The sequence below is a fragment of the Stenotrophomonas sp. Ps181 genome (assembly GCF_025697425.1).
In the GTDB taxonomy this organism is placed as follows: domain Bacteria; phylum Pseudomonadota; class Gammaproteobacteria; order Xanthomonadales; family Xanthomonadaceae; genus Stenotrophomonas; species Stenotrophomonas sepilia.
The window spans coordinates 90,059-102,600 of sequence record NZ_JAHWBI010000007.1 but is presented as its reverse complement, the minus strand read 5'-3'; the positions used below and the strand labels follow the sequence as shown (position 1 = coordinate 102,600).

General features: G+C 68.1%; 14 protein-coding genes. 7 read left to right on the top strand and 7 right to left on the bottom strand.

Features of this window, described 5'->3' with window-relative positions:
• Positions 1–37 precede the first annotated feature (37 nt).
• A complete protein-coding gene (locus KXV01_RS16645) occupies positions 38–3,100 on the top strand; it encodes an EAL domain-containing protein (protein ID WP_049411420.1) in 3,063 nt (1,020 codons plus the stop codon).
• A gap of 182 nt (positions 3,101–3,282) precedes the next feature.
• Here KXV01_RS16645 and KXV01_RS16640 read toward each other — a convergent pair whose 3' ends face one another.
• A complete protein-coding gene (locus KXV01_RS16640) occupies positions 3,283–4,164 on the bottom strand; it encodes a LysR family transcriptional regulator (RefSeq protein ID WP_111097032.1) in 882 nt (293 codons plus the stop codon).
• A gap of 96 nt (positions 4,165–4,260) precedes the next feature.
• On the opposite strand from KXV01_RS16640, the gene KXV01_RS16635 reads away from it, so the two are divergent.
• The 3 genes from KXV01_RS16635 (at position 4,261) to KXV01_RS16625 (ending at position 7,258) form a co-directional block, all read left to right on the top strand.
• Entirely contained in the window at positions 4,261–4,671 is a 411-nt protein-coding gene (locus KXV01_RS16635) for a DoxX family protein (RefSeq protein ID WP_049412721.1), read from the top strand.
• A gap of 31 nt (positions 4,672–4,702) precedes the next feature.
• Entirely contained in the window at positions 4,703–5,491 is a 789-nt protein-coding gene (locus tag KXV01_RS16630) for a class III extradiol ring-cleavage dioxygenase (RefSeq protein ID WP_099486360.1), read from the top strand.
• A gap of 117 nt (positions 5,492–5,608) precedes the next feature.
• Complete coding sequence (locus tag KXV01_RS16625; RefSeq protein ID WP_005415111.1) at positions 5,609–7,258, top strand: Na+/H+ antiporter; 1,650 nt, start codon at positions 5,609–5,611, stop codon at positions 7,256–7,258.
• 148 nt (positions 7,259–7,406) lie between these two features.
• On the opposite strand, the gene KXV01_RS16620 is transcribed toward KXV01_RS16625, so the two are convergent.
• A complete protein-coding gene (locus tag KXV01_RS16620; protein WP_005415112.1) occupies positions 7,407–7,655 on the bottom strand; it encodes a DUF3297 family protein in 249 nt (82 codons plus the stop codon).
• An 88-nt stretch (positions 7,656–7,743) separates the two neighbouring features.
• Here KXV01_RS16620 and KXV01_RS16615 point away from each other — a divergent pair, with 88 nt between their 5' ends.
• Entirely contained in the window at positions 7,744–8,286 is a 543-nt protein-coding gene (locus tag KXV01_RS16615) for a hypothetical protein (protein ID WP_049440122.1), read from the top strand.
• Between the two features lie 162 nt (positions 8,287–8,448).
• Here KXV01_RS16615 and KXV01_RS16610 read toward each other — a convergent pair whose 3' ends face one another.
• The 5 genes from KXV01_RS16610 to msrB all read right to left on the bottom strand — a co-directional run bounded on the left by KXV01_RS16610 (position 8,449) and on the right by msrB (position 11,686).
• Positions 8,449–8,724, bottom strand: a complete 276-nt coding sequence (locus tag KXV01_RS16610; protein WP_049412728.1) for a DUF4031 domain-containing protein — start codon at positions 8,722–8,724, stop codon at positions 8,449–8,451.
• A 13-nt stretch (positions 8,725–8,737) separates the two neighbouring features.
• Positions 8,738–9,232, bottom strand: coding sequence for a hypothetical protein (locus KXV01_RS16605; protein WP_049440119.1), 495 nt, complete (start codon positions 9,230–9,232; stop codon positions 8,738–8,740).
• A 98-nt stretch (positions 9,233–9,330) separates the two neighbouring features.
• Complete coding sequence (gene motB / locus KXV01_RS16600; protein ID WP_111097033.1) at positions 9,331–10,269, bottom strand: flagellar motor protein MotB; 939 nt, start codon at positions 10,267–10,269, stop codon at positions 9,331–9,333.
• Between the two features lie 3 nt (positions 10,270–10,272).
• Entirely contained in the window at positions 10,273–11,127 is an 855-nt protein-coding gene (gene motA / locus KXV01_RS16595) for a flagellar motor stator protein MotA (RefSeq protein WP_263467947.1), read from the bottom strand.
• Between the two features lie 91 nt (positions 11,128–11,218).
• Positions 11,219–11,686 (bottom strand): peptide-methionine (R)-S-oxide reductase MsrB, encoded by a 468-nt coding sequence (gene msrB / locus KXV01_RS16590; protein WP_049412733.1) that lies wholly within the window; start codon positions 11,684–11,686, stop codon positions 11,219–11,221.
• A 140-nt stretch (positions 11,687–11,826) separates the two neighbouring features.
• Here msrB and KXV01_RS16585 point away from each other — a divergent pair, with 140 nt between their 5' ends.
• Both KXV01_RS16585 and KXV01_RS16580 read left to right on the top strand, forming a co-directional pair.
• Positions 11,827–12,198 carry a hypothetical protein gene (locus tag KXV01_RS16585; RefSeq protein ID WP_049412735.1) on the top strand — a complete coding sequence of 124 codons (372 nt, stop codon included), beginning with the start codon at positions 11,827–11,829 and terminating at the stop codon, positions 12,196–12,198.
• 143 nt (positions 12,199–12,341) lie between these two features.
• Positions 12,342–12,515, top strand: coding sequence for a hypothetical protein (locus KXV01_RS16580; RefSeq protein WP_049440114.1), 174 nt, complete (start codon positions 12,342–12,344; stop codon positions 12,513–12,515).
• Positions 12,516–12,542 lie beyond the last annotated feature (27 nt).

Here is a 12,542-nt window from a genome sequence, read left to right as displayed (position 1 = left end):
GGACCCTGGAGCCCTGCGCGGACACGGGGAGGTGGCCATGCGGGGGCGGATCAGGCGTCAAGAATGGCGTCCACCGGCCGTTGAGGTCGGGGACGTGGAGGATTCGTTCGCGCATGAAGCCAGCCGACTGCACAAGGAACACCCGCCGATGCCCGCGCTGAAACGCGCGTTGGCCCGGCCACTGCGCGCCATCACCTGGGGCGGTGTGCTGCTGGGCGTTCTGCTGGTGACCGGCCTGACCCTCATGCTGGTCAATGACTACCACCGCCGCCTGGAAGCGGCACAGCGCCAGAGCCGCGCGCTGGCGGTGGGCAGCGAGCGCCTGCTGGCGCTCGAGCTGCGCAACCTGGAACGCGCCATGTCCGGCATCGCCGCCGACGCCGCCGAGGTGTTCCGCAGTGTGCCGGTACAGGCGCCGGCCTTGATGGATGCCTCCATCGGCGGCGTGCTGCGCCGGCATGCCGAGCTGCACAGCATCGTCGTGCTCGACAGCCATGGCCGACCGCTGACGGCCGGCACGGGCGACCTGCAGCTGCCGCTGTGGACCGATCCGCAGCGCCGTGGCCTGAGCAGCGCGCTGTACATCGGCCCGCCGCAGCGTGCCAGCGATGACGGCTGGGTGGTCCCGCTGGCGCTGGCGATGGCCGACGGGCGCTGGCTGCTGGCGCGGCTGCGCTGTGGCGAACTGCAACGCATCGTCGGCGGCCTCGATGTCGGCCCCAACGGACTGGTCTCGATCAGCGATGCCGAGGGTTACATGCTGGCCCGCGTGCCTGATCCGCACGGCACGGTGGGCCGCCGCTACGACCTGCCGCGCCGTGACCTGCTCGGCACGCAGGCGGTGGTCGAGCTGGGCAGCGTGCCGGGTGCGGTCGACGGCGTACCGCGCATCATCACCATCAGCACGCTGGAACACAGCCCGCTGGCGGTGCAGGTCGGCCTGGCCGACGAAGACGTACTGGCGCCGTGGTGGCCGTACCTGCAGGCGTCGGTGGCGATCGTACTGGCTTACATCGCGGTGTTGCTGGTGCTGTTGTACGCCGTGCGGCGCAGCACCCGCAGCCAGCAGGCGATGGCCGAGGAGCTGAAAACAGGCCACGCCGAGCTGCGTCTTGCGCACCAGGTCGGTCGTGTCTGTACCTGGTACGTGGATGAGGACGCCGCACTGCTGCGCTGGTCGCCGCTGGCGCGCGAGATTTTTGGCGTGCAGACCGATGCGCTGCCGGTTGCCGATTTCTTCGCACGCGTGCACCGCGACGATGCCGCGCGCCTGCAGCATGCCTTTGACCAGGCATTCGCCGGCAGCGCCGTGCTCGACCAGGTGTTCCGCCTGGTACTGCCGGGGGGCGAGGTGCGCTGGGTGGGCGCACGTGGGCAGCGGGTGGAAGTGGCCGACAGCGAGCGGCGCATGATCGGCGCGCTGACCGACCTGAGCGAGCGTTACCAGGCGCGCGAGCAGGTGAGCGAGGTCGAACGCCGCTTCCGGCTGCTGTTCGACCGCAATCCTGCACCGTTCTGGGTGTTCGACCCGGATACGCTGCGCTTCATCGAGGTCAACGACGCTGCGGTGCGCCAGTACGGCTACAGCCGCGACGAGTTTCTGTCGATGAGCATCCTCGACATCCGCCCGCGCGAAGGCTGGGACGAAGTGCGTGGTGCCATCCAGCGGGCACAGGTGGGCGATCCACCCGACGCGACCGTGCGCCTGCACCGGCGCAAGGACGGTAGTGTGTTCGAGGTGCGCGCACACCTGTCCAAGCTCGATTTCGACGGACAACCCGCGTGCCTCGTGCTGGCCGAGGATGTCAGCGAACGGCTGGCCTACGAGCGTGACCTGGCCTATCGGGCACGGCACAACCCGGCCACTGGCCTGCTCAACGTGCGCGCCCTGACTGAACAGCTGGACGAGCAGCAGCAGGGCTACACCATCGCCTTCGTGCAGTTGCGTGGCCTGCAGCTTGTGGCCGATACGCTGGGCCGTGAGATCGGCGATGCGGTGCTGCAGTCGATGGCGACCCGGCTCGGGGGCCTGGGCGCGCGCTATGGCACGCTGGCGTTCCAGCCGGCCGAAGATTTCGTCTTGGCCATTGGGGCCGAGCACGATACCCAGCGCGTGCTGGATGACCTGCTGCAGATCGTGTCAGCGCCGATGCGTGGCAAGGATTCACTGCACCAGTTCGAACCGCGCATCGGTGTGGCCGTGCACACTGCCGGTGACGGCCACAGCGCCGAGCAGGTGATCGGCATGGCCGCGCAGGCCGCGCACGCGGCGCGTGCCGAGGGCAACGTGGTGGTCTGGTTCGATGCGGCAGTGACCACGCGGCTGGCCGACCGCCTGCGCCTGGCCGGGCGCATCCACGCCGCCATCGACAACGAGTTCCAGCTGTACTTCCAGCCGATCCGGCACGCCAGCGATGGCAGCCCGGCCGCGCTGGAGGCCCTGCTGCGCTGGCCGCAGGCCGATGGCAGCTTCATCCCGCCCAACGAGTTCATCCAGCTGTGCGAGGACACCGGGTTGATCCTGGCACTGGGCCGCTGGGTGATCCGCGCCGCGGCGAAGGCACAGCGGCGGTTGGTCGAGGCCGGTTGGGGCGAGCTGCCGATCGCAGTCAACGTGTCGGCAGTGCAGTTCTTCAACAGCGACCTGGTGGCCGAATTCACCCGCGTCCAGCAGGAGTTCGGACTGGCCCGCGGCGCACTGCACGTGGAGCTGACCGAGAGCAGCCTGATGCGCAAGCCGGCGCAGGCGATGCAGACCATGCAACGCCTGCACGAGCAGGGCATCAGCGTGTCGCTGGACGATTTCGGCACCGGCTATTCCAGCATGTCCTACCTGCAGCACCTGCCGCTGGACATCCTGAAGATCGATCGCAGTTTCGTCGCCGACGTGGAAACCAATCCGCGCAACGCTTCGATCTGCCGCGCATTGCTGTCGCTCGGCCACAGCATGGGCCTGACCATCATCGCCGAGGGCGTTGAAACGCCGGGGCAGCTGGACTGGTTGGCTGCGCATGGCTGCGACCAGGTGCAGGGCTACCTGCTGGGGCGGCCGGCGCCGCTGGAGCGCATCATCGACGCGCTGGATGAAGTCCCTGCCTGATCGGGGCGTCGTATTTGCCGGCCAGCGGCCGGCACTACCCGGCCGAAGCATGACGGTAGTGCCGGCCGCTGGCCGGCAGGCACCCGACCGAAGCATGACGGTAGTACCGGCCGCTGGCCGGCAAGCACCCGACCGAAGCATGACGGTAGTGCCGGCCGCTGGCCGGCAGGCGCCCGATTCGGCTACACCCCGGTTTCCACCAGGTGGTCGATGAAGCTGCGCACCTTCGGCGCCAGGTGGCTACGGCTGGCATACACCGCGAAGATGCCGATCGGCGAGGCCTCCCATTCCGGTAGCACGCGCACCAGGCGGCCATCGGCCAGCGCGTCTTCCAGCAGGAAATCCGGCTGCAGGATCACACCCATGCCGGCGATCGCCGCTTCGCGCAGCACGTCGCCGTTGTTCGCGTGCAGCAGGCTGTTCACCGCCACCCTCACTTCACCGCCGGGTCCCTGCAGCGGCCACTGGTCGCCAGCGGCCCAGTAGCTGTAGCTCAGGCACGCGTGATCCTGCAGGTCCTGCGGGCTCTGCGGGGTGCCGCGTGCAGCCAGGTAGGACGGCGCCGCGCACAGGCTCACCCGCGATTCGCCCAGCCGGCGCGCGATCAGCGCCGGGCTCGGCTCGCGGGTGATGCGGATGGCCACGTCGTAGCCTTCCTCGACCATGTCCACCAGGCGGTCGGACAGGGCCAGGTCCAGTTCCACCTGCGGGAAGCGCTCGCGGTAGCTGGCCAGCAACGGGCCAAGGCGGGCGATGCCCCAGCTGACCGGTGCGTTGATGCGCAGCGTGCCCGAGGGTTCCAGCGCCTGCGCGCCGATGCTGGCTTCCAGTGCGTCGAACTCGGCCAGCAGGCGCACGCACTTGGCGTAATAGGCGGCGCCGGTGCTGGTGGGGCTGACCCGCCGCGTAGTGCGGTGGAGCAGGCGGGTGGACAGGCGCTTTTCCAGTGCCGCGACCTGGCGGGTGACGCCGGCGGTCGACATGTCCAGGGCCTGGGCCGCGGCACTGAAGCCGTTGCGCTCGACCACCGCCACGAACACGCGCATCGCCTCGAGGGTGTCCATTGTTGCGCCTTCTGAAACAAATACGGTCAAGCGATCGTATTTATCGGCCCTTGAAGGCGCAATAACCTGTCTCCACTCCCTTCAAGGTGCTTTGCCATGCACACCACGACCGCTCCTGTCTCGCCGCTGGCCCCGTACGGGGCCGCCCTGCTGCGCCTGGCCCTGGGTGTGCTGTTCCTGGTCCACGCGCTGACCAAGCTGCTGCTGTTCACGCCGGCGGGCACGGCGGCGTTCTTCGAGTCGCTGGGGCTGCCCGGCGTGCTCGGCTATCTCACCATCGGCGTCGAGCTGGTGATCGCCGTCGCGCTGCTGCTGGGCGTCTACGCGCGCTGGGTGGGCCTGGCCGGCGTGCCGCTGCTGCTGGGCACCATCGTCACCGTGCACGGCGCCAACGGCTTCGGTTTCGCCAATGCCGGCGGCGGCTGGGAATACCCGGCGTTCTGGTCGCTGGCGCTGGTGGTGCTGTTCCTGGTCGGCGACGGCAAGTGGACCCTGCGTTCGCGCTGATCGCCGCCTGATCCTGCAACTGGAGCATTCCATGTCCCGCCTGCCTTCGTTGTACATCTCCCACGGCTCGCCGATGACCGCCCTGCATCCGGGCCAGGTCGGCGTGCGCCTGGCCGAGCTGGCGCGCGACCTGCCGACGCCGCGCGCCATCGTGATGGCCTCGGCGCACTGGCTGGGTCGGCAGCCGCTGGTCGGCGCGCATCCGCAGCCGCCGACGATCCATGACTTCGGCGGCTTCCCGCGCGCGCTGTTCGAACTGCAGTACCCGGCGCCGGGCGATCCGGCGCTGGCCGAAGAAGTGGCCGGCCGCATCGCCGCCGCCGGCCTGCCGGTGGCGCTCGACCCGCAGCGTGGCCTCGACCATGGCGCGTGGGTGCCGCTGCGGCTGCTGCGCCCGCAGGCCGACATCCCGGTGGTGCCGCTGTCGATCCAGCCGCTGCTCGGCCCCGAGCACCAGTTCGCGCTGGGCCGCGCACTGGCGCCACTGCGAGAGCAGGGCGTGCTGCTGGTCGGCTCGGGCAGCATCACCCACAACCTGCACGACTGGGGCGACTACCAGGACGGCAAGGAAGCGCCGTACGTGCGGCCCTTCATCGAATGGGTAGAACAGCGCCTGGCCGCCGATGATCGCCAGGCCCTGTTCGACTACCGCCGGCGGGCGCCATTCGCCGAACGCGCGCACCCGACCGACGAGCACCTGCTGCCGCTGTTCTTCGCGATGGGCGCAGCCGGCGAGGACGGCTTCGGTGCACGCCGCATCGATGCCGGCATCGACGCCGGCTTCCTCGCCATGGACCTGTACCGCTTCGACGGGGCATGAGCCGGGGCTGACGCGCGACCGCCCCGGCCGTCGCGCTCATGGCCGCATGTGGTAGTTTTTTCCGGGTTTCCGGCGCTGGCCTTCGAGCCTCCCCGCGCGCCGCTTCCTGGAAGAAGCATGCATACCATTGAAGTCGTCCTGGCGATGCTGGTGGCCGTTGTCGCCAGCGGCTACCTGGTTCGCGTCCTCCCGTTCTCGTTGCCGCTGCCGCTGGTGCAGATCGGCCTGGGCGCGGTCATCGCCGGGGTGTTCAACCGCGGCCACGCGCTGGAGCCGGAAGTGTTCTTCCTGCTGTTCCTGCCGCCGCTGCTGTTCCTGGACGGCTGGCGCATTCCCAAGCAGGGCCTGTTCCGCGACAAGGGCGCGATCCTCGAACTGGCGTTCGGCCTGGTGGTGTTCACCGTCATCGGTGCCGGCCTGCTGATCCACTGGATGATTCCGGTGATGCCGCTGGCGGTGTGCTTTGCGCTGGCGGCCATCGTCTCGCCGACCGACCCGGTGGCGGTCGGCGCGATCGCCTCCAAGGCACCGATTCCCAAGCGACTGATGCACATCCTGGAAGGCGAGTCGCTGCTCAACGATGCGTCCGGCCTGGTCTGCTTCCGCTTCGCGGTGGCGGCGGTGATGACCGGCTCCTTCTCGCTGGCCACGGCCTCGCTGACCTTCCTGTGGGTGGCGGTGGCCGGCCTGGCGGTGGGCGTAGCGGTTACCCTCGGCGTGTCCACGTTCCAGCGCTGGCTGTGGCGCCGCTTCGGCGAGGAACCGGGTGCGGCAATGCTGGTCAACCTGCTGATCCCGTTCGCGGCCTACCTGCTGGCCGAAGAAATCCATGCCTCGGGCATCCTCGCTGCCGTGGCGGCCGGCATCGCGATGAGCTACGTCGAGCTGACCGGCCGTGTCTCCGGCAGCATGCGCGTACAGCGCGCGGGCGTCTGGAACATGCTGCAGTTCAGCTTCAACGGCATCATGTTCGTGCTGCTGGGCGAGCAGCTGCCCGGCATCGTCGAACGCGCCACCACCACCATGAACGAGTCCGGCCACCAGAGTGCATGGTGGCTGCTGGTGTACGTGGTGGTGATCAACCTAGCGCTGATCCTGTTGCGCCTGCTGTGGGTATGGCTGTCGCTGCGCTGGAACCTGCTGCGTGCACGCCGTCGAGGCCTGGAGCGCGGCGAGGCACCGAACTGGCGCATCGTGGTGGCGACCTCGGTGGCCGGCGTGCGCGGCGCGATCACCCTGGCCGGCGTGCTGACCCTGCCGTTGTTCCTGCCTGATGGCAGCGCGTTCCCGGCGCGCGACCTGGTGATCTTCCTGGCCGCGGCGGTGATCCTGTTCTCGCTGGTCGGCGCCAGCGTGGCGCTGCCGCAGCTGCTGAAGGGCCTGCAGCTGCCGGCCGATTCGGGCGAGCGCAAGGAAGAGGACCTGGCACGCCGGCTGTCGTCCAAGGCCGCGCTGGCTGGGGTCGAGCGCATGCGCCAGCAGCTGGTGATGAACCAGAACACCGAGAACGTGCAGCTGTACAACGACGCTGCCTCGCGGGTGAGCCTGCTGTACCAGCGGCACCTGGAGAAGGACAACGACGGGCCCGACGTGGACCCGGAGAAGGTGCGGCGGATGGAGCTGGGGTACCGCCAGCTGCGCAGCGCCGGCCTCAATGCCGAACGCGAGGAACTGTTCCGGTTGACCCGGCGCGGGGTGATCTCCGACGAGATCTCGCGGCGCCTGATCCGCAACCTTGACCTGCTGGAATCGCGCAAGCGCGAATGACGCCTGGGACCGGGCGTTGCTGACGCTGACGCGGATTCCACCCTGGCATGCAGAGCCGAGCCCGTGCTCGGCTGCGCTTGCTTCAGGCGTCATGAACCCGGAACGAAAAGCAGCCGAGCACAGGCTCGGCTCTACATGCCGGTGCCGGTTATTCCGGCTTCTGGTCCAGGAAATACACCTCGACCTTGCCCTTGACCTTGATGGTCATCGGGTTGCCGCGGCGGTCGCGGGCCTTGCCGGCCTGCACGCGGATCCAGCCTTCGCTGACCGAGTATTCCTCGACGTTGTCGCGCTCGACGTCGTTGAAACGCACGCCGACGCCGCGCTCCAGCGCCTGTGCATCATGGAAGGGGCTGGCCGGGTTGATCGCCAGGTGGTCGGGAGGGGTATCGCTCATCTTCATTCACAGTGACGGCCACCAAGGCCGGCTTCAGCGGCACAGGATAAACCGTAGAATGCCGGCCTGCCCCAGAGGACGTTCCGCCATGCCCGACAACAGCGACTATTTTGACTTCGAGGAAGACATCCACGACTTCGACGAGGACGGATTCGAGGCGCGGGTCTGGAACCTGCTGGTGCTGATCAACCCGGGCGACGAAGAATTGGCCCTGCAGCAGTTCAACCGCTGGCGCGAGCGCCTGTCCGAGGACGGGCAGCCGCTGGAAGCGGACAGTGATTGGCTGCCGGCGCTGTTCACCGCCATCGCCTGGCAGTCCGGTTTCGATGTGGAGCGCGACGACCTGGAATCGCTGCAGTCGGCGGTCAACGAGCTGTCGGCGCGCTTCAACCTGCAGCTGGACTGGGGTGGCGACCTGGACGACGAGGACTTTGCCGAAGGCCTGGACGGCGTGCAGCTGATGGCCACCGCCTTCGACCGCCTGCGCGAGCACAACTACACGCTGTGGAGCGTGGATGCCGGCAGTGATGGCTTTGCCGGGGTGATGGCGCTGACCCGCGACGATGACGCGATGCTGGCGCTGTGCTCGCTGCTGAACGTGGAAATCCGGCTGGGCAGCGACCCGTTCTGAGCGGGCAGGTGGGTGCGGAGCCCGCCTACAAGTGGATGCCAACCTTGGTTGGCATGCCCTGTGCCAGATGTGCGGACCAAGGTCCGCACCCACCACGGCGGCATTTCGCGAAGAGCAGCCGAGCATCGGCCCGGCTCTACAGGAGGCAAACGGCAGCCGAGCCTACGGCCGGTACTGCGCCCGGGCGTTGGCGATCACCGCCTTGACCAGCTCGCGCTCGGTGTGCCGGGAAATTGCCCGGGCGCCAAGCGCGATCGCCTGCGCGCGCAGCTCGGCCGTGACATCGTAGTGGGCACCGCTGGCCTTGTTCTGGAAGGCCCGCGGGGGGATGCCGAGCTGCGCCGCCATCGCGTGCAGCTCGGCCAGGGTGTCGGCCATCAGGTGCGCCCAGCGCTGTCCGCGCCAGGGATGCACCGCGTCATCGACGTAGACCGTCACCGCCGCGGCCGGTTCAGGCCTGCGGCTTGCTGTCGCTGTCAGCGGCCGGGGTAGCCTCGGCGTCGGCAGCAGCTTCAACCACATCGCCTTCGGCGGCCTCAGCGGCTTCTTCGCCTTCTTCGGCTTCCACGGTCTCGAACTCGGACACCAGCTTGTCCAGGTACTCGTCAGCGGTCTGGCCGGATTCGGCGGCCAGGGTGTCCAGCAGCTTCTGCAGCAGCTCGGAATACTCCAGGTTGACCTTGCGGCCTTCCTTTTCCTGCACGTTGGACAGGTGCTTGAGCATGGCCAGCATCGGCACCGGGTTCTCGGCGTTGCCCATGGTCTGGCCACCGATGGCCAGCAGCCATTCGCGGCCCTGCAGGCCGATGGCGGCGACCACCTGGCCGTCTTCGTTGGTCAGCACGGCATGGTTCTGCACCTGCTGCTGGGCATTCAGGCGCAGGAACGGGCGCTTGCCCTGCTGCTTCTTGCGCTTGTCACGCTTGGCCTTGGAGGACTGGGACATGGGGTGGGGTCACCTGGAAACGGAAAGACCACCATTGTAGCGGGTGTGCGGGGTGATGCCCCTGGTAGGTGCGGACCCTGGCCCGCAGCTACCGTCTATTACTTTGTCGGCCCCTGCGCGGCCTGCACGTCGGCGTCAGCGGTAGGTGCCGACAACCCGACCTGCGGACCGGCGCCGGCCAGGGCGGCCGCTTCGGCGGCCCGGGTCATCACCACGATGCTGATGCGGCGGTTGATCGGGTTCTGCGGGTCGGCCTTGTCGAACAGCACCGATGAAGACAGGCCGACCACGCGGGTGATCTTGCTGTCCTCCAGGCCGCCGTCCACCAGCGCGCGCCGGGCGGCATTGGCACGGTCGGCGCTCAGTTCCCAGTTGCCGTAGCCACGCGCAGCCGAATAGGCGGTGATGTCGGTGTGGCCGGTCAGGCTGATCCGGTTCGGCACATGGTTCAGGTACTCGGCCAGCTCGTGCAGGATCTGCTGCGTGTACGGCTTCAGCGTGGCGCTGCCAAGGTCGAACATGGGCCGGTTCTGCTTGTCCACGATCTGGATGCGCAGGCCTTCCGGGGTCAGGTCCAGCAGCAGCTGGTCCTTGAACGGCTCCAGCGCCTGGCTCCTGCTGATCGCCTCCTGCAGTTCCTTCATCAGCGCTTCCAGCTGCTGCTTGTCGCGCTGCTGCTGGTCCACCGGCTGCGGCACGGCCTCCTTCTGGTTCTGGAAGGGATCGTTGCTGTTGCCGCGCGAGATGTCGGTGGCACCGCCCAGCTTGATCATCGAAGTACTGGCGCCGCCCGGTCCGGCCATGCCGGGCGCCGGCGTGGCGTTCTGCCCACTGAGCGGGCTGGGGTTGCGGAAGTACTCGGAAATGGCCGCACGGTCGTTCTTGTTGGTGGTGGCCATCAGCCACAGCACCAGGAAGAACGCCATCATCGCGGTCACGAAGTCGGCATAGGCCACCTTCCACGACCCTCCGTGATGGGCGGCGTGGCCGGCCTTCCTGACCCGGCGGACGATGACAGTGGGCTTGTTCTCGGCCATGGCTTACTTGACCGTCTTCAGGTGCTGCTCGAAATCGGAGAAGGCCGGGCGCACGTTCGACGGCAGCGTCTTGCGGGCGAATTCCAGCGCGATCTTCGGGTTGTAACCGCGCAGGCAGGCCAGCAGGGCAGTCTTGACCGATTCGTAGATGCGGCTGTCCTGCTCGGCGCGGGCCTCCATCGCGGCGGCCATCGGACCGACGAAGCCATAGCCCAGCAGGATGCCGAGGAAGGTACCGACCAGTGCACCGGCCACGTGGCCACCGACCTCGATGATGTCGCCGCCGATCGAGCCCATGGTGATGACGATGCCCAGCACCGCCGCGACGATGCCGAAACCGGGCAGTCCGTCAGCGACCTTGGTCAGCACCTGCGACGGTGCCATGGCCTCGGCGTGGTGCTTTTCCAGTTCCAGTTCCAGCAGCGGCTCCAGCTCGTGCGGCTCGATGTTGCTGCCGATCATCAGGCGCAGGCAGTCGGTGATGAAGTCGATCAGGTGGTGGTCGGCCTGCACCTTGGGGTAGTTGCCGAACAGCGCGCTTTCGGCCGGGCGCTCGACATGGTCTTCCAGCGCCATGAAGCCTTCGCGGCGGGCCTTGTTGAGCAGTTCATAGAGCAGGCTGAGCACATCGATGTAGTCCTGCTGCTTGTAGCGCGGGCCCTTGAACACACCGACCATGGCCTGCAGGGTCTGCTTGACCGTCTTGGCCGGGGTACCGACCAGGAAGGCGCCGAGCGCGGCGCCGCCGATGATGACCAGCTCATAGGGCTGCCAGAGGGCACCCAGGCGGCCGTGGGCACCGAGGTAGCCGCCGATCACGCTGATGATGACGACCAGGAATCCAACGATGATGAGCATGGGGCGACGCAAGGAGAGGGGATATCTCCTTGTCGGCCCGTCGCCTGGTTTTCTGAAGAGGGAATTCTGTGAAATCGGTCAGCGGGGTGTTTCAGCCCGCCACGCCGCTTTCTGCACCGCCGCGCTGCAAGGGATCGGGCCAGGGCTCGCCGTTGGCGGTGAACGAAAGTGAGACGGAGTTCAGGCAGTGGCGCTCGTAGGTGGGCGGCGGACCGTCCGGGAACACGTGGCCCAGGTGGCTGCCGCAGCGCGCGCAGGTGATCTCGGTGCGCACCATGCCGTGGCTGGTATCACGGATCTCGCGCACGTGCGCCGGGTCGAACGGGGCGAAGAAGCTGGGCCAGCCGGTGCCGGAGTCGAACTTGGTGCTGGAGCGGAACAGCGGCAGCGCACACAGCCGGCAGCAGTAGACGCCCTCGCGCTTGTTGTCGAGGAACACCCCGCAGAACGGTGCCTCGGTGCCGTGCTGCAGCAGCACGCGGCGTTCTTCGCTGCTGAGGCCGGCGACCAGCGCCTCGGTCTGGGTGGCAGTGGGGGGCGTCAGGTCGAAGGCGGTCATGGTGGCGCTCCGTGGGGTCGATGGCCTGGGGATGGCGGAAAACGTGGGGGTGAAAGCGCAACCTTGCAAGTGTGATGGCTGTTCATGGGCGGCACACAGGGGCAGGCGCAAGGTGAACGCGATCCACGTTGGAGCGTGCCATGAAACCGATCCTTCCCCTGCTGCTGGCCCTGTTGCCCATCGTGGCGCTGGCGCAGGTACCGACCGCCGACCCGACTGCGACCCGCAGCGCGACCACCGTGGCGCCGCAGCCCGTGGCACCACCGGCACAGGCCGCTCGCCCGCAACCGCAGGTGCTGCCGTCGCCGCAACCGGCGCAGCCGATCAAGTCCACCGGTCCGGCCAGGGTCGCGCCGGCGCCGGTGCCGAAGCCGGCCGACAAGGTCTATGACCGCAATGGCCGCATCGTTCCTGGCGTGCGCCCGGCCGGCCCGAACCGCGTGTTCGATTCGCGCACCGGCCGCTATTACGACAGCGTGCCGGCCGGCGATGGGCAGCAGATCAAGCGCTGAGTCCGGGTGCCACCAAGGTTGGCTGCTAGCTGACGCTGAGCGGGCTGAACGCACGAAAACAGCATCCAGCCGATCACTGCTTTTTCGCCTGCGATTAACCGTTGCGGGACCACCGTGGCCCTGCGCCGGCATTCCGCCGCCGCATGTCCTTCCACTGGATCGCGACCATGAAAAACCAGCAGAACCGTCATCCCGGCAAGGAACCGCAGGGCCGTAACCCGCAGCAGCAACAGCAACAGCAGATGGAGCCGCAGCCGCCGCACAAGGGCGGCAAGCAGCAGGAACAGCGCTCGCAGAAGCATCCGCAGCAGCGCTGACGGATCCGGGGTCAGAGCCCGCGTTGC

Excerpts from the sequence above, each read along its gene's own strand:
- KXV01_RS16645 (WP_049411420.1), top strand. The coding sequence starts at position 38 with ATGCGGGGGCGGATCAGGCGTCAAGAATGGCGTCCACCGGCCGTTGAG.
- KXV01_RS16640 (WP_111097032.1), bottom strand. The coding sequence starts at position 4,164 with ATGGACACCCTCGAGGCGATGCGCGTGTTCGTGGCGGTGGTCGAGCGC.
- KXV01_RS16635 (WP_049412721.1), top strand. The coding sequence starts at position 4,261 with ATGCACACCACGACCGCTCCTGTCTCGCCGCTGGCCCCGTACGGGGCC.
- KXV01_RS16630 (WP_099486360.1), top strand. The coding sequence starts at position 4,703 with ATGTCCCGCCTGCCTTCGTTGTACATCTCCCACGGCTCGCCGATGACC.
- KXV01_RS16625 (WP_005415111.1), top strand. The coding sequence starts at position 5,609 with ATGCATACCATTGAAGTCGTCCTGGCGATGCTGGTGGCCGTTGTCGCC.
- KXV01_RS16620 (WP_005415112.1), bottom strand. The coding sequence starts at position 7,655 with ATGAGCGATACCCCTCCCGACCACCTGGCGATCAACCCGGCCAGCCCC.
- KXV01_RS16615 (WP_049440122.1), top strand. The coding sequence starts at position 7,744 with ATGCCCGACAACAGCGACTATTTTGACTTCGAGGAAGACATCCACGAC.
- KXV01_RS16605 (WP_049440119.1), bottom strand. The coding sequence starts at position 9,232 with ATGTCCCAGTCCTCCAAGGCCAAGCGTGACAAGCGCAAGAAGCAGCAG.
- motB (WP_111097033.1), bottom strand. The coding sequence starts at position 10,269 with ATGGCCGAGAACAAGCCCACTGTCATCGTCCGCCGGGTCAGGAAGGCC.
- motA (WP_263467947.1), bottom strand. The coding sequence starts at position 11,127 with ATGCTCATCATCGTTGGATTCCTGGTCGTCATCATCAGCGTGATCGGC.
- msrB (WP_049412733.1), bottom strand. The coding sequence starts at position 11,686 with ATGACCGCCTTCGACCTGACGCCCCCCACTGCCACCCAGACCGAGGCG.
- KXV01_RS16585 (WP_049412735.1), top strand. The coding sequence starts at position 11,827 with ATGAAACCGATCCTTCCCCTGCTGCTGGCCCTGTTGCCCATCGTGGCG.
- KXV01_RS16580 (WP_049440114.1), top strand. The coding sequence starts at position 12,342 with ATGTCCTTCCACTGGATCGCGACCATGAAAAACCAGCAGAACCGTCAT.